This is a genomic window from Variovorax paradoxus (assembly GCA_016806145.1).
Taxonomy (GTDB): Bacteria; Pseudomonadota; Gammaproteobacteria; order Burkholderiales; family Burkholderiaceae_C; genus Variovorax.
On record CP063166.1, the window covers coordinates 4,431,089 to 4,453,329 of the forward strand.

Below are 22,241 nucleotides of genomic sequence, written 5' to 3' on the forward strand. Positions count from 1 at the left end.
GCGCGCTAATTGCTTTGTCTTCTGGGCTAGTATGCGTCTCACCAGAGACATCTTTTCGATGCAATCTGCCAGTACTGCACACAAAAACGCATGTCCATCCACGCCGCGCTCCACCACGTCACCCACTACAAATACGACCGCCTGGTGCAACTCGGCCCGCAGGTCGTCCGGCTCCGGCCGGCGCCGCATTGCCGCAGCAACGTCATCTCGTACTCGCTGCGCGTCGAACCGGCGGAGCACTTCGTCAACTGGATGCAGGACCCGTTCGCCAACTACCAGGCGCGGCTCGTGTTCCCCGAGAAAACGCGCGAGTTCAAGGTCACGGTCGACCTCGTGGTCGAGATGGCGGTCTACAACCCCTTCGACTTCTTCCTCGAGCCGCAGGCCGAGAACTTCCCGTTCAAGTACACGCCCTCGCAGGCCGAGGAGCTCGCGCCCTATCTCGTCACCGAGGAACCCACGCCACTGCTCGCGGCCTACCTCGACAAGATCGACCGCAAGGAACAGCGCACCATCGACTTCCTGGTCGGCATCAACCAGCAGGTGCAGCAGGACGTCAACTACCTGATCCGCATGGAGCCCGGCGTGCAGACGCCGGAAGAAACGCTCACCAACGGCAGCGGTTCCTGCCGCGACTCGGGCTGGCTGCTGGTGCAGCTGCTGCGCCACTGCGGCCTGGCCGCGCGCTTCGTCTCGGGCTACCTGATCCAGCTCACGCCCGACGTGAAGGCGCTCGACGGCCCGAGCGGCACCACGGTCGACTTCACCGACCTGCACGCCTGGTGCGAGGTGTTCCTGCCGGGCGCCGGATGGATCGGCCTCGACGCCACCTCGGGGCTTCTGGCCGGCGAGGGCCACATCCCGCTGGCCTGCACGCCCACGCCCTCGAGCGCGGCGCCCATCGAGGGCGGCGTCGACGAGTCGAAGGTCGAGTTCGGCCATGACATGAAGGTCACGCGCATCTACGAATCGCCGCGCGTGACCAAGCCCTACACCGAGGAGCAATGGGCCGAGGTGCTGGCGCTGGGCGACGCGGTCGACAAGCGCCTGCAGGCCGGCGACGTGCGCCTCACGATGGGCGGCGAGCCCACCTACGTGGCCACCAGCGACCGCGACGCGCCCGAGTGGAACACCGACGCGCTCGGCCCCACCAAGCGCGGCTATGCCACCGAGCTGGTCCACAAGCTGCGCGCCGAGTACGGCCAGGGCGGCTTCCTGCACTTCGGCCAGGGCAAGTGGTACCCGGGCGAGCAACTGCCGCGCTGGGCGCTGTCGATCTTCTGGCGCGCCGACGGCCAGACGCTGTGGCACGACCCCGAGCTGTTCGCCGACGAACGCTTCCCGACCCACTACACCAGCGAGGACGCGCGCCGCTTCACCAGCCTGCTGGCGCGCAAGCTCGGCCTGACCGACCGCTACGTGCAGCCGGGCTTCGAGGACATCTACTACTACCTCTGGCGCGAACGCCGCCTGCCCGTCAACGTCGACCCCTTCGACTCGAAGCTCGACGACGAACTCGAACGCGTGCGCCTGCGCCGCGTGTTCACGCAGAAGCTCGACGCGGTGATCGGCTACATGCTGCCGATCGAGCCCGGCAACGCGAACCGCGACGCGCCCGCGCTCGACGGCCCGGCCTGGAAGACCGGCCCCTGGTTCCTGCGCGACGACCGGCTCTACCTGATCCCCGGCGATTCGCCGATGGGCTACCGCCTGCCGCTCGACTCGCAACCCTGGGCCAGCAAGGGCGACTACCCCTACCTGATCGAGCGCGACCCGACCGCGGCGCGCGACGCGCTGCCGAGCGCGGCCGACTACCGCGCGCGCTACACCGTGGGCGCGACCGGCGGCAGCGGTGCCGACCTGGGCGCCGTGCCCTATGCCTTCGGCACGCCCGCGGCCGTGCCCGCCGCGCTGCGCATGCAGGGGCCGGGGACCGGCACCGGCGAGGGCCCGGGCGACGGCAGTGCTGCCGATTCCGATGCCGACGCCACCCTCGACACCGCCGCCACGCGCCAGCCGCTGCGCGGCGAGTCGGCCCACTGGGTCACGCGCACCGCGCTGTGCGTCGAGGTGCGCGACCCGCGCCGCGCCAACGGCCCGGCGGCCGAGAAGAAGGGCAGCGCCTCGGGCGTGCTCTACGTCTTCATGCCGCCGCTGGCGCGCCTCGAGGACTACCTCGACCTGGTCGCCGCCGTCGAAGCCACCGCGCGCGAACTCGGCGTGCGCATCGTGATGGAAGGCTACCCGCCGCCGCGCGATCCGCGCCTGAAGATGCTGCAGGTCACGCCCGACCCCGGCGTGATCGAGGTCAACATCCATCCGGCCCACAACTGGAAGGAACTGGTCGACCACACCGAATTCCTCTACCAGGCCGCGTTCGAGACCCGGCTGTCGGCCGAGAAGTTCATGACCGACGGCCGCCACACCGGCACCGGCGGCGGCAACCACTTCGTGATGGGCGGCGCCACGCCGGCCGACAGCCCCTTCCTGCGCCGGCCCGAGCTGCTGGCCAGCCTGCTGCTGTACTGGCACAACCATCCGTCGCTGAGCTACCTGTTCTCGGGCATGTTCATCGGCCCGACCAGCCAGGCGCCGCGCGTCGACGAAGCGCGCAACGACCAGGTCTACGAGCTCGAGATCGCGCTCAAGGAGATCGCGAAGAACCGCGAGCTCTACGGCCAGCACATGCCGGCCTGGCTGGTCGACCGCACGCTGCGCAACATCCTGATCGACGTCTCGGGCAACACGCACCGCAGCGAGTTCTGCATCGACAAGCTCTACTCGCCCGACTCCAGCACCGGCCGCCTCGGCCTGCTCGAGCTGCGCGCCTTCGAGATGCCGCCGCATGCGCGCATGAGCATCGCGCAGCAGCTGCTGATCCGCGCGCTGGTGGCGCGCTTCTGGGACGAACCCTACAAGGCGCCCGTCACGCGCTGGGGCACCGAGCTGCACGACCGCTTCCTGCTGCCGACCTTCGTCAGGATGGACTTCGACGACGTCATCAGCGAGATGCGCCAGGCCGGCTTCGCCTTCGATCCCGACTGGTTCGCGCCGCACTTCGAGTTCCGCTTCCCGCTCGTGGGCCAGGTGCAGGCGATGGGCGTCGAGCTCTCGCTGCGCAACGCGCTCGAGCCCTGGCACGTGATGGGCGAGGAAGGCTCGGCCGGCGGCACGGTGCGCTACGTCGACTCCTCGCTCGAGCGCATCGAGGTGCGCGTGACCGGCCTCAACGAGAGCCGCCACGTGGTCACCGTCAACGGCCGCGTGCTGCCGCTGCAGCCCACGGGCGTGGCCGGCGAGTTCGTGGCCGGCGTGCGCTACAAGGCCTGGAACCCGCCCTCGGCGCTGCATCCGAGCATCAAGGCCCATGCGCCGCTGACCGTCGACCTGGTCGACACCTGGATGAAGCGCTCGCTGGGCGGCTGCCAGTACTTCGTGGCCCATCCGGGCGGACGCAACTACGAGACCTTCCCGGTCAATGCCTACGAGGCCGAGAGCCGCCGCATGTCGCGCTTCACGCGCACCGGCCACACGCCGGGGCTGATGCGCACGCCGGCCGCCACCATCGAGGTGCCCGGCAGCCGCGAATTCCCGTTCACGCTCGACCTGCGGCGCTGAGCGGCGCCCACGGCCCGCCCCCCGGCAATGGGGCGCGGGCCGGGTCGCCGGGTGTGTCGTCCCGCCCACACGGATGGCTGCAGCGGGCATTTCGCACGCCATCGCCGGCGGGCCCGGTGACAGCGATGTGACAATCCCAACCCTGTGGAACCCCTCAACGAATCCCTGTTCGACGCCCAGGCGCTGGATTTTCCGGCCGCCCTGGCGTCGGCGCTCGCCCCGGCCGCCCTGCCCGGCCACTTCGACGAGCTGCGCGGCATCGCGACGCCGGAGGCGCCCGCACGGCCCGCCGCGGGGCCGGTAGCGCCCACGGGACCGCACCTGCACGACGCGACGGCGGGCAGCCAAAGCCAATCCCAGAGCCAATCCCAGACGCAGGGCGGCCAGACCCAGACCCAGGCGCCATCCGCGGCCCAGCGCGCGCCCGCCGCCGACACCGCCGCGCCGGCCCCCGCCGCCGGCGACAAGCCCCCGCTGCTGCCGCCCTGGCATGCCTTCTTCGAACAGCTCGGCCCCGACGGCTTCGTCGACCTGCCGCGGCGCGCGGTCAGCCTGGAGCGCCAGATCCGCGACAACGGCGTCACCTACAACGTCTACGCCGACGCCACCCACGGCCCGCAGCGGCCCTGGTCGCTCGACCTGTTCCCGCTGATCGTCTCGCCCGAGAGCTGGTCGCAGATCGAGACCGGCGTGCTGCAGCGCATGCGCGTGCTCGACCGCGTGATGGCCGACGTCTACGGCCCGCAGCGCCTGCTGGCCGAAGGCCTGCTGCCGCCGGCGCTGGTGCGCGGCCATCCGGGCTACCTGCGCGCGCTGCACGGCGTGAAGCCGCCGGGCGACACCTGGCTGCACATCGCGGCCTTCGACCTCGCGCGCGGCCCCGACGGCAACTGGTGGGTGGTGTCGCAGCGCACCCAGGCGCCCTCGGGCCTGGGCTACCTGCTCGAGAACCGGCTCGCCATCACGCGCCAGTTCCCGCAGGCCTTCGAGGCGCTGCACGTGCAGCGGCTGGCCGCCACCTACAGCGCCATGATGGACGGCCTGCAGCGCATGTGCCCGGCCGGCGTGCCGCCGCACATCGCGCTGCTCACGCCCGGTCCCTACAACGAGACCTACTTCGAGCACGCCTACCTCGCGCGCTACCTGGGCGTCACGCTGGTCGAGGGCAACGACCTCACGGTGCGCGACCAGCGCCTGTACCTCAAGACGCTGCAGGGCCTGCGCCCGGTGCACGGGCTCATCAAGCGGCTCGACGACCAGTTCCTCGATCCGCTCGAGCTGCGCCCCGACTCCACGCTCGGCGTGCCGGGCCTGCTGCAGGCGATCCGCGCGGGCAACGTGCTGGTGGCCAACATGCCGGGCTCGGCCTTTCTCGAGTCGCCGGCGCTGCTGGGCTTCCTGCCCGGCCTGGCGCGCAACCTGCTCGACGAGAAGCTGCTGCTGCCCGCGCTGCCCACCTGGTGGTGCGGCGAGCGCGCGGCGCTCGAGGCCGTGCTGCCGCAGCTCGGCGACTGCTTCATCAAGCCCACCTACCCGGGCATCGACGGCCGCGAGAGCTTCGACGCGGTGCTGGGCCGCCAGCTCGGGCGCCGCGAGCTCGACGAATGGGCCGGGCGCATCGTGCGCGAGGGCGAGGCCCACACGGTGCAGAGCTACCTGCCGCTGTCGCAGATGCCGACCTGGGCCAGCGACCTCGGGCCCGGCCAGATCGCGCCGCGCGCGGTGCTGCTGCGCGTGTTCGCGGTCAGCGACGGCGCGCAGTCGTGGCGCGTGCTGCCCGGCGGGCTGGCGCGACTCGCGGGACCCGATGCGCAGATCGCCTCGATGCAGCGCGGCGGCAGCAGCGCCGACGTCTGGGTGCAGACCCATGGCGAGGTCGACCGCACCACGCTGCTGCAGCCGCAGGCCACGCCGGCCTCGCTGGCGCGGCACCGCGCGCCGGTCACCAGCCGCGCGGCCGAGAACATGTTCTGGCTCGGCCGCTACACCGAGCGTGCCGAGAACGCGGTGCGGCTGGCGCGCCTCACGCTCAACATCCTCGGCGGCGAGGACCAATCCTCGCGCCCGCTGCTCGAATGGCTGCACCGCATGGCGGCGCGCAATGCGCTGGTGCCGGCCGGCGTGCCGAGCGCGCCGCAGTCGCGCCGCGTGTTCGAGCGCGCGCTGATCGCCGAACTCGGCGACGTGGCGCAGGGCGGCAGCGTCGGCTACAGCCTGCGCAGCATCCGCCAGGCCGCGGCCGCGGTGCGCGAGCGGCTCTCGCCCGACCACTGGAACCAGATCGTGCGCGCCGAGGCCGACTTCCTGCGCCGCGCCGCCGAGCAGGCCGGCGAAGGCAGCTTCGCCACCGGCGCGGCGCTGCGCTCGCTCGAATCGGCGAGTTCGGCGCTGTCGGCCATGACCGGCGCGCAGACCGACCGCATGACACGCGACGATGCCTGGCGGCTGCTGTCGATCGGCCGCCACATCGAGCGCCTGAGCTTCCTCGCCAACGCGCTGCTCGCGGGTTTCCAGAACCACGCGGTGCACGAGGTCAGCGGCTTCGAGGCCATGGTCGCGCTGTTCGACAGCACCATCACCTTCCATGCGCGCTACCAGCAGCGCCGCGACGTCGCCACGCTGGTCGACCTGCTGGTGCTCGACGCCGAGAATCCGCGCTCGCTGGCCTGGGTCACGCAGACCCTGCGCGGGCGCATCGCGCGGCTCGCGGGCAGCGCGCCCGGCAAGCTCACGGCGCTGTCGTACGAGCTGCCCGACCCGGCCACCTGGACGCTCGAGCACCTGTGCGACCCCGGCCCCGCCGACGGCGAGGACGGCCCCTATGCGGCGCTGGCCGCGCTGCTCGCGCAGTGCGAGGCCGCCGCCTACCATGTGTCCGATGCGATCGGCATCCGCTACTTCACGCTGACCTCGGAATCGCTGCGCTCCGTGGGCGCCTGAGCCCTCGCTGCGCGCGCCGCGCGACCAGACCACCGCACAAGCAACGACAGACCCAGGAGGGCTCCCCATGACCACGATCCATCGCCGCTTCGCACGGGCCGCCGCCGGCCTCGCCGCGGTCCTCGCGCTCGCCGGCTGCGGCAAGCAGGAAGCCGCCGCGCCCGCCGCCGCATCGGCCCCGCCCGCGCCGCCCGCGGCGCGCGTGCTGGTCGTGGGCACCGATGCCGCCTACACGCCCTTCGAATCGCAGAACGAGAAGGGCGAGATCGTGGGCTTCGACATCGACATCGTGAACGCCGTCGCGAAGAAGGCCGGCCTCGAGGTGAAGTTCGTCAACACGCCGTGGGAAGGCATCTTCAACACGCTCGACCAGGGCGACCGCGACCTGCTGGTGTCGGCCATCACCATCACGCCCGAGCGCCGCCAGACCATGGACTTCTCGCAGCCCTACTTCGACGCGCGCCAGCTGATCGCGGTCCGGAGCGACGCGAGCGTGACCCGCTTCGAGGACCTGAAGACGCTCAAGGTCGGCGTGCAGAACGGCACCACCGGCGACGAGGTGGTCGGCAAGCTGCTGGGCAAATCGAGCGCGAACATCAAGCGCTTCGAATCGACGCCGCTCGCGCTCAAGGAGCTCGAGGCCGGCGGCGTGCAGGCTGTCGTGGCCGACAACGGCGTGGTCGCGCACTACCTCGCGAACAACGCGGGCGCGGGCTTCAAGACCGTGAGCGATGCCGGCTTCGCGACCGAGCAGTACGGCCTCGCCGTGAAGAAGGGCAACGCCGAGCTGCTCGCCAGGCTTGACCAGGGCCTGGCCGGGATCAAGGCCGACGGCAGCTACGACCGCATCTACGCCGCGCACTTCGGCGCCGCGTCGAAATAGGTCCGCATCATGCGACTCCACGTCACCCACGAAACCCGCTACGAGTACGCGCCGCCGGTCGAGACCGCGCAACACCTCGCGCACCTGCGGCCGCTGGCCACGCCCTCGCAGCGGCTCGTGAGCCACCGGCTCGCGATCGAGCCCGCGCCCGCGCAGCGCGTCGAGCAGGCCGACCTCTACGGCAACGTGCGCGCCTTCTTCGCGCTCGACACCACGCACGACAGCCTGGTGGTCACGGCCGAGAGCGTGGTCGAGACCTCGGAGCCCGTGCTCTCGAGCGCGGTGGCGCGCGAGCTGCCGTGGGAGTCGGTGCGCGAGCGCTTCCGCTTCCGCAAGGACGCGCTGTTCGACCCGGCCTCGGAGTTCGTCTTCCCCTCGCCCTACGTGCCGCGCCACGACGACTTCGTCGCCTATGCGCGCGCGAGCTTCGCGCCGGGCCGCCCCACCTTCGACGTGGCGATGGACCTGACCGAACGCATCCACCGCGACTTCGACTACGACGCCGACAGCACCGAGATCAACACGCCCGCGGCCGAGGCGCTGGCCCAGCGCAAGGGCGTGTGCCAGGACTTCGCGCACATCATGATCGCGTGCTTCCGCGGCATGGGCCTGCCGGCGCGCTACGTCAGCGGCTACCTGCTGACGCAGCCGGCGCCGGGCCAGCCGCGGCTGATCGGCGCCGATGCCTCGCACGCCTGGGTATCGGTCTACCTGCCGGGCGAAGGCGATGGTCCCGACAGCGCCGGCGACTGGGCCGACTTCGACCCCACCAACGGCCGCCAGCCCGGCGAGGACTACGTGACGCTGGCGATCGGCCGCGACTACTCCGACGTCTCGCCGATGCGCGGCGTGCTGCATGGCGGCGCGCGCCACACGCTGCACGTGGGCGTGACGGTGCAGCCGGTCGACGAGCTCGAGTCGCCACAAGCCCCCGGCGGCGCAGGGCCTTCGGCCGCGACGTCGCCTACGATCGCGGCTTCGCCGGTACAAACGCCGGTCGATTCCCCGCAGCCGCCCTCCGCGCGGCCGCCTTCACCACCGTCTCACCAGGAGCCTTCTTCATGAGCGTCTACGACAAGCTTTCCAGCCTCGGCATCACCCTCCCGCCGGTCTCGGTTCCGGCCGCCGCCTACGTGCCTTTCGTGCAGACCGGCAACCTCGTGTTCCTGTCGGGCCACATCGCCAAGAAGGACGGCAAGGTCTGGACCGGCCAGCTCGGCGCCGACGTCAGCACCGAGCAGGGCAAGCAGGCCGCGCGCGCGGTCGCGATCGACCTGCTGGGCACGCTGCACGCCGCCGTGGGCGACCTCAACAAGGTCAAGCGCATCGTCAAGGTGATGAGCCTGGTCAACTCGGTCGGCAGCTTCACCGAGCAGCACCTCGTGACCAACGGCGCGAGCGAACTGTTCGCCGAAGTGTTCGGTCCCGAGAAGGGCGCGCATGCACGCAGCGCCTTCGGCGTGGCGCAGATCCCGATGGGCGCCTGCGTCGAGATCGAGCTGATCGCGGAGATCGGCTGATTCGCCTGCCGCGGTCCCTGTGGCTGGCGCTGCCGCTCGCGGCCATCGCGCCGCTGGCGGCCGCGGCCGACGAGATCCCGGCGCCGCTGCGCGAGCCGGTCGCGCGCTATGCCTGCCTCAGTTGCCATGGCATGGTGCGCAAGCAGGTGGGCCCGGGCTTCGCGCAGATCGCGGCGCGTTACCGCAACGACCCCGAGGCCCCGGCCCGGCTCGCCGACAAGCTGCGCGACGGCAGCGTCGGCGCCTGGGGTCGCGTCATCATGCCGCGCCAGCCCCACATGAGCCTCGACGAATCGCGCCGGCTCGCGCAGTGGGTGCTGTCGCAGCCCTCCCCGCCCTGAATGCCTTCACGACCATGACCGATGCATTGCTGATCTGCGACGCGCTGCCCGAATCCCGCGACGCGGTGAAGTTCAAGGCGCCGGGCCGCGGCCCGGCCTTCGTCGTGCGCTGGCAGGGCCGTGTCCATGGCTACCTCAACCAGTGCGCGCACGTGGGCGGACCGATCGATTTCGAGGGCCAGGTGCTCGAGCGTTCGGGCCGCTTCCTGATGTGCGCGCGGCACGGCGCGATCTACGAGCCCGACACGGGCTTGTGCGTGGGCGGTCCCTGCAAGGGCGCTCGCCTCGTTCCCCTGGCGGTGGAAGAATCGGCTGACGGCAAGGTCTGGCTGCGCTCGGCCTGAGCCGGAGCCGTCGCCCCGGCATCGAGGATCTAATGCGCGGCCACGCCGCGTTCGCGGGCCAAGCCGTCGGCACCGGCCCAGAAGTTCTCGGGCACGCCGAGCGGCTGCCGCTCCTCGATCTCGACCGTGGTGCTGACCGATATCTCGGCGGCCTGCTCGCGGCGCTTCAGAAAGCTTTCGAACTGGTCGAGGTAGTGGTGTTCTTCATTCACGGGTCGGGCCTCCATCTGGTTTTCGATACTCGAGGTTTTAATCCGTCGCATCGTGTCGCCAAAGGTTGCGGAGACCGCCGCCGCGTGCAGGACAACAGGCCATCGCCACCGCCGTGCCGCGCCTGCAAGGCCTACGACCTTCCGTAGTCCTCAGGCCGCCTTCACCGCGCGCGCGCCGGTCAGCGTCGGCATCTCGGTCGCGCTCGAATTCACGTTCACGCTGCGGTCGAGCCGCAGGTAGCGCGAGGCGAAGCGGCAGGTCACCGTATCGCGGAAGGCCGACTCGACGAAGGTCCAGCTCATGACGAAGGTGCGCTCGTCGAGCCATTCGCCGCTGGCCACCACGCGCATCACGGCGGGCTGGTACTCGTGGTGCAGGCGGTTGCCGGTCATGGTGGTGTCGCCCTCGATCGGCTTCTTCAACCCCACCTGCACCGTGTGCGTGCCGCGCTCGTCCACGAGCGTGAAGCTGCAGGCCTCGGCGCCGAAGTCCAGGCGCGCGGCCTTGATCCGGTCGGGGTTGTCGGGAAACTCGTAGCGCTGGCCCGACACGGCCGCGGCCACCGGCGACGAGGTCGGCCGCACCGGCGGCAGCAGGCGCAGGCCCGCCATGCGCCGGCGCAGCGCGGCGCTGGCCTGGCCGCCATCGGCGGGCGCGTTCTCGAACGCGGCCGGGAAGTGCTTGTAGAGCAGGCCCGCGTTGAAGCCGGCCTTCGGCGGCAGCGCCGCGTTGATCGCGAGCACCGCGTCTTGCGCGGGGAACACCACCGCGTACTGGCCGAACAGCCCGTCGGCGTTGTAGGCGCCGTTCGGGCCCAGCCACCACTGGTAGCCGTACTTGTCCTTGGTGTGCGGCTGGTGCACCGCATCGACCCATTCCTTCGTGAGCACCTGCCGGCCGTTCCACACGCCGTTCTGCGCATGCAGGATGCCGAGCTTGAGCGAATCGACGGTCTTCCAGCTCAGGCCGTTGGCGCCCGGCGAGATGCCCTCGGGCCCGACCTCCCACTCGTAGCCCGTGATGCCCAGCGGCTCGAAGAAGCGCGGCTTGAGGTAGTCGGCCACCGGCTGGCCCGTGGTCTTGGTGACGATGGCCGACAGCATGTAGGTGGCGGCGCTGGTGTAGACGAACTGCGTGCCGGGCGGATTCACCACCGGGATCTTGAAGAACTCGGCGATCCAGCTGGTGCGGATCTGGCGCCACACCGAGCCCGAGGTCATGGCGGCATGGCCGGTGCGCATGGTCAGCAGGTCGCGCACCGTCATCGCCGCGAGGTTCGGGCTCACCACCGGCGGCAGGTGCTCGGGGAAGAAGGACACCACCTTGTCGTCGAGCCCGAAGCGCCCCTCGGCCACCGCCATGCCGACCGCGCAGACGGTCACGCTCTTGGTCAGCGAATGCGTCATGTGGCGGCGCTGCGGGCCGTAGGGCTCCCACCAGCCCTCGGCCAGCACCTGGCCGCGGCGCCACAGCATGAAGCCGTGCAGTTCGAAGGCGCCGCGCTCGGCCTCGTCGAGGAAGGCCAGGATCGCCGCCGACGACACGCCCTGGGCCTCGGGCACGCCGCGCGGCAGGCCGTCGGCGGGCGCGGGCGCGGCCAGCCCGGTGGCGGCCCAGCCGAGGCCGGGCACCGAGGCCATCGCCATGCCGCCGAGCGACAGGCGCAGCGCGCCGCGGCGCGAGAGCGCGGGGAAGGAAGAGGAAGAGGAAGAGGAAGAGGATGAAGAATCGGGTGGCGGCATGGCGCGGTCTCCGGGAGCTGTCGTCGTTCTTCGCCGAGTGTGGACCGCGCAACTGTCATTCGCCTGTCGGCCCCGCCAGGGGAAACCCCGTCGGAGCTTCCTACTACACGCGTCGCGCACGCGACAGTGCCACTTTGGTCCGACGGGAAAACGCTAGGCGCCCCGCCCCGTTTCGTTCCTACAGTCCACGGGCCGGCATCGGCGGCATCGGAGAAGAAGCAAGGAAAGGACGCGCAGCGATGGAGTTCGACTACGTGATCGTCGGAGGCGGCTCGGGAGGCGCCACGCTCGCTGCGCGGCTCAGCGAGGACGCGCGCGTGCGCGTGTGCCTGATCGAGGCCGGCGGCGACGGCCGCGGCATCCTGGTGCGCGCGCCGGCCGCCACGGTGGCGATGCTGCCGGGCCGCCCGCCGATCAACAACTACGCTCTGCGCACCGAGCCGCAGCCGGGCCTGGACGGCCGCCGCGGCTACCAGCCGCGCGGGCGCTGCCTCGGCGGCTCGAGCGCGATCAACGCCATGCTCTACGTGCGCGGCCACCGCGAGGACTACGACGACTGGGAGCGCGCCGGCTGCAGCGGCTGGTCCTGGGGCGAGGTGCTGCCGTGGTTCCGCCGCGCCGAGGGCAACCAGCGCGGCGCGAGCCCGCTGCACGGCGCCGACGGCCCGCTGCAGGTGGCCGACCAGCAGACGCCGCGCGCCATCAGCGAGGACTTCGTGCGCGCCGCGGTGCAGTCCGGCGTGCCCTTCAACGACGACTTCAACGGCATCGAGCAGGAAGGCGCGGGCCTCTACCAGGTCACGCAGTTCCATGGCGGCGCGAGGAACGGCGAGCGCTGCTCGGCCGCGGCCGCCTACCTGCATCCGGCGATGACGCGCCCCAACCTCGCGGTGCTCACGCACACGCAGGCGCTGCGCGTGGTGGTCGAGCATGGCCGCGCCGTGGGCGTGGAGGTGCGCCGCGGCGGTAACGTCGAGCGCATCCATGCGCGGCGCGAGGTGGCGCTGTGCGGCGGTGCCTTCCATTCGCCGCAGCTGCTGATGCTGTCGGGCATCGGCGATCCCGCGCAGCTGCAGCAGCACGGCATCGCGGTGCAGCACGCGCTGCCCGGCGTGGGGCGCAACCTGCAGGACCACCTCGACTTCATCCTCGCCTACCGCTCGAAGCACCGCGACCTGTTCGGCATCGGCCTGGGCGCGAGCTGGACCCTGCTGCGCCAGGCACTCCTGTGGCGCCGGAACGGCACCGGCCTGATCGCCACGCCCTTCGCCGAGGGCGGCGCCTTCGTCAAGTCCTCGCCCGAGCTGCGCCGGCCCGACCTGCAGCTGCACTTCGTGATCGCCATCACCGACGACCATGCGCGCAAGCTGCATGCGGGCTACGGCTTCTCGTGCCACGTCTGCGTGCTGCGGCCGAAGAGCCGCGGCGAGGTCCGGCTGGCCGACGCCAACCCGGCCTCGGCGCCGCGCATCGATCCGCGCTTCCTGTCCGACCCCGAGGACCTCGCGCTGCTGCTGCAGGGCGTGAAGAAGACGCGCGAGATCATGGCGGCGGCGCCGCTCGCCAGGTACCGCCAGCGCGAGCTCTACACGGCCGATGCGCGCGAAGACGAGGACCTGGTGCGCCAGATCCGCGCGCGCGCCGACACCATCTACCACCCGGTGGGCACCTGCCGCATGGGCGCGCCCAACGACGCGGGGGCGGTGGTCGATCCGCGGCTGCGCGTGCGCGGCGTCGAGGGCCTGCGCGTGGTCGATGCCTCGGTGATGCCGACCTTGATCGGCGGCAACACCAACGCACCCACGGTGATGATCGCCGAGCGCGCGGCCGACTGGATGCGCGGGCCGCTGCGCTTCGCGGCCCAAGCCGACCCGGCTACGCGGGGACAGGCGCCTGCGACGAGCCCCGCACCTGCAGCTGCCCCGGCAGCAGCAGCTGCCGCGGCGGGCTTTCGAGCCCCCGCAGCCGGTCGATCAGGCAGCTAGCGGCGGCGCGGCCGATCTCGTCCGTGGGCTGGGCGACGGTGCTCAGGCCCGGGCCGATCAGCGAGGCCCATTCGGGATCGTCGAAGCCGACGAAGCCGAGGTCGGCGCCGAACTGCCAGCCCAGCCGCGCCATCGCCTGCGCCACGCGCAGGGTGACGACCGCATTGCCCGCCACCACCGCCGCGCGTCGGCCGCGCTTCGCACGCTTGCGCAGCGCCGCCAGGGCTTCGTCGAGCGCCTGCTGTTCGCCCTCGACGCTCTCGAACACCTCGCCGGCCATGCGCGGGCCGTTGGCGGTCACGCAGGCGCCGAAGGCCGCGGTGCGCTCGCGCCGCGAGCTCACGCCCGCGAGCGGCTCGGTCACGTAGAGCAGCTCGCGAAAGCCGCCTTCGACCAGGTGGTCGCAGGTGGCCTTCATCGCGGCCTCGTTGTCGAGCGAGACGAAGTCGGTGTGCATGCCCGCGTGGCGCCGGTCGACCAGCACCGCGGGCTTGCCGTGCAGCGCGACCGCGTCGAACACGCCGCTGCCGCGACCCAGGGTGTTGAGGATGAAGCCGTCGACCTGGTAGCCCGCGAGCGCGTCGATGGCCTCGCGCTCGCGTTCGCTCTCGTTGCCGAGGTTGAACAGCATCACCAGGTAGCCGGCGTCCTGGCAGGCCTTCTCGGCGCCGCGCAGCACCGCCACCGAATAGGGGTTGGTGATGTCGGCCACGATCAGGCCGATGAGCCTCGAGCGGCCATGGCTCAGCGCCTGCGCCATCGGGCTCGGCGAATAGGCGAGCTGCGCGATCGCGGCCTCGACGCGCGTGGCGATGTCGGGGCTCAGCAGCCGCTCGCGGTGGTTGAGGAAGCGCGAGACCGTGGCCTTGGAGACGCCCGCGGCCTGCGCCACGTCGGCGATGGTGGCGCGGCCCGTCGGTTTCATGCGCTGGCCGTGTCGTAGGGCGCGGTCGGCGTCTCCCCGGCCAGCACCTGCAGCAGGTTGGTGGTCGCGAGCTCGGCCATCGCATGCCGGGTCTCGTGCGTGGCCGAGCCGATGTGCGGCAGCGGCGTCACGCGCGGATGGGTGCGCAGCGGCGAGTCGGCGGGCAGCGGTTCCTTGGCGAACACGTCGAGGCCGGCCGCGCGCAGCGTGCCCTTGTCGAGCGCGTCGAGCAGCGCCTGCTCATCCACGGTCGCGCCGCGGCCGCCGTTGATGAAGGCGGCGCCGGGCTTCATGCGCGCGAAGAAGGCGGCGTCGGCCATGCCGCGCGTGGCCTCGGTCAGCGGCAGCATCGCGAGCACGATGTCGGCGCGCGCCAGCAGCTCGTCGAGCGGCGTGTGCGTGGCGCGGCCCTGCAGCTCGGGCGCCTGCGCGGCCAGGTCGACCGCGCGGCGCGCGTGGTAGAGCACCGGCATGCCGAAGCCCAGGGCGGCGCGGCGCGCCACCGCCTGGCCGATGCGGCCGAAGCCGAGGATGCCGAGCGTCTTGCCGTGCACGTCGGTGCCGAACAGGTCCTCGCCGATGTTCTTCGTCCAGCGGCCCTCGCGCACCAGGGTCGAGAGCTCGACCACGCGGCGCTGCGTGGCCATGAGGATCGCGAACATGGTGTCGGCCACGGTCTCGGTCAGCACGTCGGGCGTGTGGCACAGCACGATGTTGCGGCGGCGCAGTTCGGTCAGCGGGTAGTTGTCGACACCGACCGAGACGCTCGAGATCACCTCGAGCCGAGGCGCCGCGTCGAGCATCGAGGCATTGAAGTTGACACTCGAGCCGATCAGGCCCTGCGCCGCCGGCAGCGCGGCCGCGAAGGCCTCGGGCGACTGGCGCGCGTCGGCCACGACGACCTCGTGCGCAGCCTGCAGGCGTGCCAGCTGGTCTTCGGGCAAGCCGCGGAAGACGACAACGTTCTTGCGGGTGGAGGAAGAGGGAGACGAAGAGGAAGCCATGGCGTTCACAGCCCCGCCGCTTCGAGTTCGGCCCGCGTCGGCAGGCCCTCGGTGTCGCCGAGCACCTGCACCGCGCGCGCGCCGATCCAGGCGCCGCGCCGTACCGCCTCGGGCACGTTGCGGCCCTCGAGCAGCGCGCTGATCACGCCGGCCGCGAAGCCGTCGCCCGCGCCCACGGTGTCGATCACTTCCTTCACCGGGAAGCCCTCGACGCGACCGGTGCCGGCCACGTCGCTGTCGTAGTAGGCGCCCTCGGCGCCGAGCTTGACCACCACCAGCTTCGCGCCGCGCTCGCGGTAGAAGCGCGCCACGTCCTCGGGCCGGTCGTGGCCGGTGAGCAGCAGGCCCTCCTCGATGCCGGGCAGCACCCAGTCGGCGCGCGCGGCCAGCTCGTTGATCCAGTGGCGCATGGTCTCCTTCGAGGACCACAGCGTCGGGCGCAGGTTGGTGTCGAAGGAGATGGTGCGGCCCGCGGCGCGCATCACGTCCATCGAATGCAGCGCGGCCTGCAGGCTGGTCTCGGAGATGGCCGCGAACACGCCCGTGGCATGCAGGTGGCGCGCCGAGCGCAGCCAGGGCTCGTCGATGTCGGCCGGGCCCATGTGGCTCGCGGCCGAGCCCTTGCGGTGGTATTCGATCGGCGGGTCGCTGCCGTCGGTGACGCGACCCTTGAACTGGAAGCCGGTGCGCTGCGTGGCGTCGGCGATCACGTGCGAGCAGTCGATGCCCTCGGCGCGCATCGCGTTGAGCAGCGCGCGGCCCATCGAGTCGGTGCCGAGCCGGCTGGCCCAGCCCACCTTCAGGCCCAGGCGCGACAGGCCGATGGCCACGTTGGTCTCGGCGCCGGCGGTGCGCTTGTGGAAGGACTGCGCATCCTCGATCGGCCCCGGCCGGTCGGCCACGAGCAGCAGCATGGCCTCGCCGAACAGGGCGACGTCGAAGGCGGTGGGTTCTGTCATCGGTGTGAGTGGTTTCGCTACGCGCGCGCGGCGCGGATGAAGTCGATCTGCGTGCGGACGACGGCCTCGAGGTCGTCGCCCACGAGCGGGTATTCGATGGCGTGCGGCACGTCGGCCGGCAGCGCGCGCAGCACGGCGCGCCAGGGTGCCACGGAGTCGCCCAGCGGCACCGCCACCCACTTGTGCGGCAGGCGCTGCGCGCCCTTGCAGTGCACGTAGCGCACGCGCTGGCCGAGCGCCTGCGCGGCCTGCAGCGGACATTCGCCGACCCAGTGCCAGTTGCCCATGTCGAAGGTCATGCCCAGCGACACGCCCGCGCGGTCGGCGGCTTCGAAGAAGGCCTGCAGCGCGGGCACGGTGCCGGCGCGCACGCTCTGGTCGTTCTCGATCACGAGCTCGACGCGGGTCTCGGCCAGCTCGACCTTCAGGCCCCAGAGCGAGCCGTGCGAGGACGGCTGGAAGTCGCCGATCGACATCTTCAGCCGCTTCGCGCCCACGCGCGTGGCGGCCGCGATGCCGCGCTTGAGCGCGGCGCTGTCGAGCCAGCCGCCCTGGGCCCACAGGCCCTCGGGACTGGAGTAGACCGAGGCCAGGCCGTTGAGCGCCGGCAGTTCGGTCTCGGCGTCGCGCAGCATCTCGCCGCGCACTTCCACCGAATCGGCGCCCGCGCGCTTCGACAGCTGCGAGCACCAGAGCTGGCCATGGCGTCCCACCTCGGCCGCGCCGAAGGAGGACAAAGAAATCAGGACCTCGAAGGACATCAGTGGGCCTGGTGCGAGCTGAGGATCTGGCCCAGGAACTGCCGGGTCTTCTCGTTCTGGGGATTGCCGAAGAATTCCTCGGGCGGCGCCTGCTCCACGATCCTGCCCTCTGCCATGAAGATCACGCGGTCGGCCACGCTGCGCGCGAAGCCCATCTCGTGCGTCACGCACAGCATGGTCATGCCGTCCTCGGCCAGGCCGATCATGGTGTCGAGCACTTCCTTCACCATCTCGGGGTCGAGCGCGGAGGTGGGCTCGTCGAACAGCATGATCTTGGGCGTCATGCACAGCGCGCGCGCGATCGCCACGCGCTGCTGCTGGCCGCCCGAGAGCTGGCTCGGGTACTTGTTGGCCTGCTCGGGAATGCGCACGCGCGTGAGGTACTTCATCGCCACCTCCTCGGCCTGCGCCTGCGTCATGCCGCGCGAGCGCATCGGCGCCAGCGTGCAGTTCTGCAGGATCGTGAGGTGCGGGAACAGGTTGAACTGCTGGAACACCATGCCGACCTCGGCCCGCACCGCGTCGACGTTCTTGCCGCCGGCCGTGAGATCGATGCCGTCGACCTCGATGCGGCCCTTCTGCACCGTCTCGAGCCGGTTGATGCAGCGGATCAGCGTCGACTTGCCCGAGCCCGAGGGCCCGCAGATCACGATGCGCTCGCCCGCGCGCACGCTGAGGTCGATGCCGGTCAGCACCTGGAAGTCGCCGTACCACTTGTTGACGGCTTCCATGCGGATGATGGGGTCGGTCATGGGGTGTTCCGCTCCCGGCTTACTGCATCTTCGGCAGGTCGGCCTGCAGCCACTTCTGGTAGAGCTTGTTGAGCTCGCCGTTGGCGGTGTTCTTCGCCACGAAGTCGTTGACGGCCTTGGTCAGCTCGTCCTGGCCCGGGCGCATCGCGATGCCCATCGACTGCTGGACCAGCGTGAACTTGTTTTCGTAGGTGCCGGCGGGCACGCGCTTGGCGATCTGGGCGGCCACGGTCACCGAGCAGCCGATGGCGTCGACCTGGCCCGAGATCAGCGCCTGCATGGCCGAGGCGTCGTCGTCGAAGCGGCGGATCTCGGTGCCTTCGGGCGCGGCCTTGGTCACGGCCACGTCCTGGGTCGACGCACGGGCCACGCCCACGCGCAGGCCCTTGAGGTCGGCGGCGGCCTTGATCGGGGTCTTGGTCGCGCCGTACAGCACGATGGTGGCGGCCGCGTAGGGCTGCGAGAACTGCACCTGCTTCGCGCGCTCGGGCGTGATGGCCAGCGAGGCGACCAGCAGGTCGACCTTGTTGGTCAGCAGGAAGGGAATGCGGTTCGGGCCGGTCACCGGCACGATGTTGGCCTTCACGCCCCAGTCCTTGGCCAGCAGCTTGGCCACGTCGGCGTCGTAGCCGTCGGGCTGGTTCTTCGCATCGGTGGTGCCGTAGGGCGGGAAGTCGACCAGCATGCCGATGGTGATCTCGCCCTTCTTCTTGATGTCGGCCACGCTCTGCGCCGAGGCAAAGGGAGCGAACACGGTGAGGGCGGCGCCGAGGCCGAGGGCTGCGATCGCTGCGCGGCGGGTGGTGGTACGGGTCATGGGATGTGTCTCCTGAAAAGAAAGGAAGCGACGGAAAAAAAGAAAAGCGAACGGGGAAATCAGCGGGCCAGCGCGCGTGCGCGCTTGCGTTCCATGCGCGCGGCCAGCAGCGACAGCGGCCAGCAGATGACGAAGTAGATGGCGGCCACCACCGAGAACACGACGAGTGGCTGGAAGGTGGCGTTGTTGACGATCTGGCCGGCGCGCGTGACCTCGACGAAGCCGATGATGGCCGCGAGCGAGGTGCCCTTGATGATCTGCACCAGGTAGCCCACGGTGGGCGCGAGCGCGATCCTGAAGGCCTGCGGCAACACCACGTCGCGCATGCGCGCGCTGTAGTTGAGGCTCAGCGCCTGCGCCGCCTCCCACTGCCCGCGCGGGATGGCCTCGATGCAGCCGCGCCAGATCTCGCCGAGGAAGGCCGCGCTGTTGAGCACCAGCGCCACGCCCGCGGCGACCCACGGGTTGATGTCCAGCCCCAGCACCGGCGCGCCGAAGAACACCAGGAACAGCTGCAGCAGCAGCGGCGTGCCCTGGAAGATCTGGATGAAGGTGGTCGAGACGCCGCGTGCCCACGCCGATTCGGACGTGCGCATGAGCGCGATCGCGAGCCCCAGGATCGCGCCGCCCACGAAGGCGATGGCCGACAGCGCGAGCGTCCATTGGGCCGCTTCGAGGATGAACAGGAATTCGGGAAAGCCGAAGGTGCGCATGGTGTGGTGGTCTCCGTCGGTCGACGCTTACCGGCGGTCCGGGTAGTTGAGCGTGCGCTTGTAGATCAGCTTGAACATCGCCGAGAAGGCGAGCGCCAGCGCGAGGTAGATGGCCGCGACCACGATGTAGATCTCGAAGCTGCGGAAGGTCTGCGACTGCAGGTTGGCGGCCACCGAGGTCAGGTCGTCGGCCGAGATCACCGAGACCACCGCCGAGCTCAGCATCAGCAGGATGAACTGGCTGGTGAGCGCCGGATAGATGGCCTTGAGCGCGGGCTTGATGATGATGAAGCGGAAGATCTCCCAGGACTTGAGGTTGAGCGCGCGGCCCGCCTCGATCTGGCCCTTGGGAATGGATTCGATGCCGGCGCGGATGATCTCGGTGGCGTAGGCGCCGAGGTTCACCACCATCGCCACCAGCGCGGCCGTCTGCGGCGACCAGCGCAGGCCGATGGCCGGCAGCGCGAAGAAGAAGAAGAACAGCTGCACCAGGAACGGCGTGTTGCGGATCACCTCGATGTAGGCGTTGATCACGAAGCGCAGCCAGCCCGGCCCCGAGGTCTTGCCCCAGGCGCAGAAGATGGCCACCACCAGCCCGAGCACGGTGGCGACCAGCGACAGCTGGACGGTGATCCACGTGCCCTTGAGCAGCAGCGGCCAGGCGGCGAAGACGGCGTCGAATTGAAACTGGTAGTTCATGGTCCGGCTGCGGCGCGGGTGCACGCGCACAGTGGAAAAGCAATGCTTGCAGCTTATATGAAACCGGTTTCACGATGACCGAGGGATTACCCTAGTCGGTCTTTGTAGGGGGCCGCTGCCTACACTTCCGCGATGCTCACACCCCTGGCCGACCCCACGACCGCGCAGCTGGACGACATGGCCGCAGACCCCGGCGCCATGCTTGCCGAGACCTCCGCCCATGCCCCCGCCGTGAAGCACCTGCGCCAGGCCCTGCTGTGGCCGGTGCGGCTGATGCCGGTGCGCGATGCCAAGTCCGCGCACCAGGCGCCCTGGCACCTGCTGCGCGAGATGGGCGAGGCCTCGCCGTGGCGCGAGGAGATCGACGAATACACCGGCGACAGCAGCCGCTTCCACCAGCGCCACTACAACGAGTTCGTGAGCTTCCTGCCCTACGTGCAGCGCTTCCTTTACGGCGAGGGCCGCTCGCGCGCGCAGGCCGGCGGGCCCGGGACGGGCAGCGACGGCGACTCGCCGATGCGCATCTTCCGCCGCCACGACATCGCCGCGGTGCGCGTGGTCACGCGCGCCGGCGAGGCACCGATCACGCTCGAGGTGGTGCACTGCGACCTCTACTTCTTCTTCGACGTCGACGTGGTGCTGCTGAACCTCGAGGTCGGCGTGAACGACCTGAGCCTGGCGCAGGCGCAGGAGCTGCTCTACCGCTTCGGCCGCGCCTATCCCGCGGGCTGGGATGCCGAGGGCGGCGCGCTGCACTGCATGGCCAGCGTCGAATGGCTGGCCGCCGACGGCCGCGTGCTCGCGAGCTCCGACGCGCAGCACAGCGAGGCCTTCATCTCGCACGTGGCGCAGCACCGCGCGCCGCGCATCGCGGCCCACTGGGCCTATCTGATGCAGCCGCTGGTGAGCGACCATTCGGAGGACCAGGGCGCGCTGCGCTACCGGCAGATCGAGTACTACCGCATGCCGGTGATGGCCTACCTCTCGCTCGACGATCCGAAGCGGCTCACGCGCAACGACTTCATCCGCCTCGGCCTGGTCACGGGCGCGGGCGAGGCCGAGGCGGCGCTCGCGGGACGCCAGGGCCACCTGCCCTATGCCGAGCACCATCTGGCCGACTTCGAGAGCCGCTACTGCTACGACCGCTTCTGGGTCGATGCCGGCGCGGCCCCCAACACGCGCTACCTGTGCAACGGCCATGCGCTGATCGTGGTGGGCGATGCGCGCTCCGAGTTCTTCTGCTGCCGCGACCGCGGCGTGCTCGCGCAGTTCCGCCACCAGCACTTCCTGCTGTTTTTGATCGCGCACTTCCAGAAGGCCTCGCTGCTGATGTTCTCGGACCAGCTGGTGGAGGCGCTCAAGCGGCTGGACATCCGCAGCACGCCGAGCGTGAAGCGCTTCAAGCGCGCGATCCGCGCGAGCTTCGAGCGCTTCCTGCGCTTCACGCACCGCTACTGGTTCCACGAGATCTCGGAACAGGCGCAGGTGCGCGCGCTGTCGCACCTGTGCGCCACCCACCTCGGGCTCGATCCGCTCTACGACGAGGTCAAGGAACGCATCGCCGACATGAACACCTACCTCGACGCCGACAGCCTGCGGCGCCAGGCCAACACCGTGGTGCGGCTCACCGTCGTGACGCTGTTCGGCCTGATCGGCACCATCACCACCGGCTTCCTCGGCATGAACCTGCTGGCCGAGGCCGAGGCGCCGCTGTGGCGCAAGGCGGTCTGGTTCGGCGTGGTGCTGGTGTTCACGACCTGGCTCACGGTCTACACCATGGTCAAGTCGCAGCGGCTGTCGGACTTCATCGACGTGCTGTCGAACGACCGCATGAGCTTCCGCGAGAAGCTCGGGGCGCTGGTGCGGGTGTGGCGGCCCGGGGCCGACTGAAAACGGGATTGGGCAGCCGGGCTTCTGGACGCAGAGGGCGCGAAGGATTCGCGAAGGACGCGAAAGGAAACCAGAAGACCTTTTTGAATTCTTTCGCGTCCTCTGCGTAACCTTCGCGTCCTCTGCGTCCGGCTG

General features: G+C 70.7%; 20 protein-coding genes. 9 read left to right on the plus strand and 11 right to left on the minus strand.

Annotated elements, in window-relative coordinates:
- Nucleotides 1-90: 90 nt before the first annotated feature.
- The 7 genes from INQ48_20700 to INQ48_20730 all read left to right on the plus strand — a co-directional run bounded on the left by INQ48_20700 (nucleotide 91) and on the right by INQ48_20730 (nucleotide 9,646).
- Nucleotides 91-3,618 (plus strand): transglutaminase family protein, encoded by a 3,528-nt coding sequence (locus INQ48_20700; protein QRF55791.1) that lies wholly within the window; start codon nucleotides 91-93, stop codon nucleotides 3,616-3,618.
- Nucleotides 3,619-3,762: 144 nt separating this feature from the next.
- Complete coding sequence (locus tag INQ48_20705) at nucleotides 3,763-6,558, plus strand: circularly permuted type 2 ATP-grasp protein (GenBank protein ID QRF55792.1); 2,796 nt, start codon at nucleotides 3,763-3,765, stop codon at nucleotides 6,556-6,558.
- 67 nt (nucleotides 6,559-6,625) lie between these two features.
- Entirely contained in the window at nucleotides 6,626-7,441 is an 816-nt protein-coding gene (locus INQ48_20710; GenBank protein ID QRF55793.1) for a basic amino acid ABC transporter substrate-binding protein, read from the plus strand.
- A 9-nt stretch (nucleotides 7,442-7,450) separates the two neighbouring features.
- The gene (locus INQ48_20715) at nucleotides 7,451-8,506 is read left to right on the plus strand and encodes a transglutaminase family protein (GenBank protein ID QRF55794.1); all 1,056 of its coding nucleotides are present in this window, start codon (nucleotides 7,451-7,453) and stop codon (nucleotides 8,504-8,506) included.
- The gene (locus INQ48_20720; protein QRF55795.1) at nucleotides 8,503-8,961 is read left to right on the plus strand and encodes a RidA family protein; all 459 of its coding nucleotides are present in this window, start codon (nucleotides 8,503-8,505) and stop codon (nucleotides 8,959-8,961) included. The genes INQ48_20715 and INQ48_20720 overlap by 4 nt, the downstream gene beginning before the upstream one ends.
- 53 nt (nucleotides 8,962-9,014) lie before the next feature.
- Nucleotides 9,015-9,302, plus strand: a complete 288-nt coding sequence (locus INQ48_20725) for a cytochrome C (protein ID QRF60821.1) — start codon at nucleotides 9,015-9,017, stop codon at nucleotides 9,300-9,302.
- Between the two features lie 14 nt (nucleotides 9,303-9,316).
- The gene (locus tag INQ48_20730; protein ID QRF55796.1) at nucleotides 9,317-9,646 is read left to right on the plus strand and encodes a Rieske 2Fe-2S domain-containing protein; all 330 of its coding nucleotides are present in this window, start codon (nucleotides 9,317-9,319) and stop codon (nucleotides 9,644-9,646) included.
- Nucleotides 9,647-9,675: 29 nt separating this feature from the next.
- On the opposite strand, the gene INQ48_20735 is transcribed toward INQ48_20730, so the two are convergent.
- Both INQ48_20735 and INQ48_20740 read right to left on the minus strand, forming a co-directional pair.
- Nucleotides 9,676-9,858, minus strand: coding sequence for a hypothetical protein (locus INQ48_20735; protein ID QRF55797.1), 183 nt, complete (start codon nucleotides 9,856-9,858; stop codon nucleotides 9,676-9,678).
- A gap of 150 nt (nucleotides 9,859-10,008) precedes the next feature.
- Nucleotides 10,009-11,601, minus strand: a complete 1,593-nt coding sequence (locus INQ48_20740; protein QRF55798.1) for a serine hydrolase — start codon at nucleotides 11,599-11,601, stop codon at nucleotides 10,009-10,011.
- A 239-nt stretch (nucleotides 11,602-11,840) separates the two neighbouring features.
- Between INQ48_20740 and INQ48_20745 the strand changes: the two genes are divergently transcribed.
- Entirely contained in the window at nucleotides 11,841-13,586 is a 1,746-nt protein-coding gene (locus INQ48_20745) for a GMC family oxidoreductase N-terminal domain-containing protein (protein QRF55799.1), read from the plus strand.
- Here the strand turns inward: INQ48_20745 and INQ48_20750 are convergent.
- The 9 genes from INQ48_20750 to cas5 form a co-directional block, all read right to left on the minus strand.
- The gene (locus tag INQ48_20750; protein ID QRF55800.1) at nucleotides 13,477-14,511 is read right to left on the minus strand and encodes a LacI family DNA-binding transcriptional regulator; all 1,035 of its coding nucleotides are present in this window, start codon (nucleotides 14,509-14,511) and stop codon (nucleotides 13,477-13,479) included. The genes INQ48_20745 and INQ48_20750 overlap by 110 nt on opposite strands.
- Complete coding sequence (locus INQ48_20755; GenBank protein ID QRF55801.1) at nucleotides 14,508-15,515, minus strand: D-glycerate dehydrogenase; 1,008 nt, start codon at nucleotides 15,513-15,515, stop codon at nucleotides 14,508-14,510. The genes INQ48_20750 and INQ48_20755 overlap by 4 nt, the downstream gene beginning before the upstream one ends.
- Nucleotides 15,516-15,520: 5 nt before the next feature.
- On the minus strand, nucleotides 15,521-16,474 hold the full coding sequence (locus INQ48_20760; GenBank protein ID QRF55802.1) for a sugar kinase: 954 nt from the start codon (nucleotides 16,472-16,474) through the stop codon (nucleotides 15,521-15,523).
- A gap of 17 nt (nucleotides 16,475-16,491) precedes the next feature.
- On the minus strand, nucleotides 16,492-17,235 hold the full coding sequence (locus INQ48_20765; protein QRF55803.1) for a sugar phosphate isomerase/epimerase: 744 nt from the start codon (nucleotides 17,233-17,235) through the stop codon (nucleotides 16,492-16,494).
- Nucleotides 17,235-17,987, minus strand: a complete 753-nt coding sequence (locus INQ48_20770; GenBank protein QRF55804.1) for an amino acid ABC transporter ATP-binding protein — start codon at nucleotides 17,985-17,987, stop codon at nucleotides 17,235-17,237. The genes INQ48_20765 and INQ48_20770 overlap by 1 nt, the downstream gene beginning before the upstream one ends.
- 19 nt (nucleotides 17,988-18,006) lie before the next feature.
- Nucleotides 18,007-18,804 (minus strand): transporter substrate-binding domain-containing protein, encoded by a 798-nt coding sequence (locus INQ48_20775; protein ID QRF55805.1) that lies wholly within the window; start codon nucleotides 18,802-18,804, stop codon nucleotides 18,007-18,009.
- Nucleotides 18,805-18,863: 59 nt separating this feature from the next.
- On the minus strand, nucleotides 18,864-19,517 hold the full coding sequence (locus INQ48_20780) for an amino acid ABC transporter permease (protein ID QRF55806.1): 654 nt from the start codon (nucleotides 19,515-19,517) through the stop codon (nucleotides 18,864-18,866).
- A gap of 27 nt (nucleotides 19,518-19,544) precedes the next feature.
- On the minus strand, nucleotides 19,545-20,216 hold the full coding sequence (locus INQ48_20785) for an amino acid ABC transporter permease (protein ID QRF55807.1): 672 nt from the start codon (nucleotides 20,214-20,216) through the stop codon (nucleotides 19,545-19,547).
- 449 nt (nucleotides 20,217-20,665) lie between these two features.
- Nucleotides 20,666-20,758 carry a CRISPR-associated protein Cas5 gene (cas5, locus tag INQ48_20790; protein ID QRF55808.1) on the minus strand — a complete coding sequence of 31 codons (93 nt, stop codon included), beginning with the start codon at nucleotides 20,756-20,758 and terminating at the stop codon, nucleotides 20,666-20,668.
- On the opposite strand from cas5, the gene INQ48_20795 reads away from it, so the two are divergent.
- Nucleotides 20,733-22,106, plus strand: coding sequence for a hypothetical protein (locus tag INQ48_20795; GenBank protein QRF55809.1), 1,374 nt, complete (start codon nucleotides 20,733-20,735; stop codon nucleotides 22,104-22,106). The two genes, cas5 and INQ48_20795, sit on opposite strands and share 26 nt — an antisense overlap.
- Nucleotides 22,107-22,241: the final 135 nt, after the last annotated feature.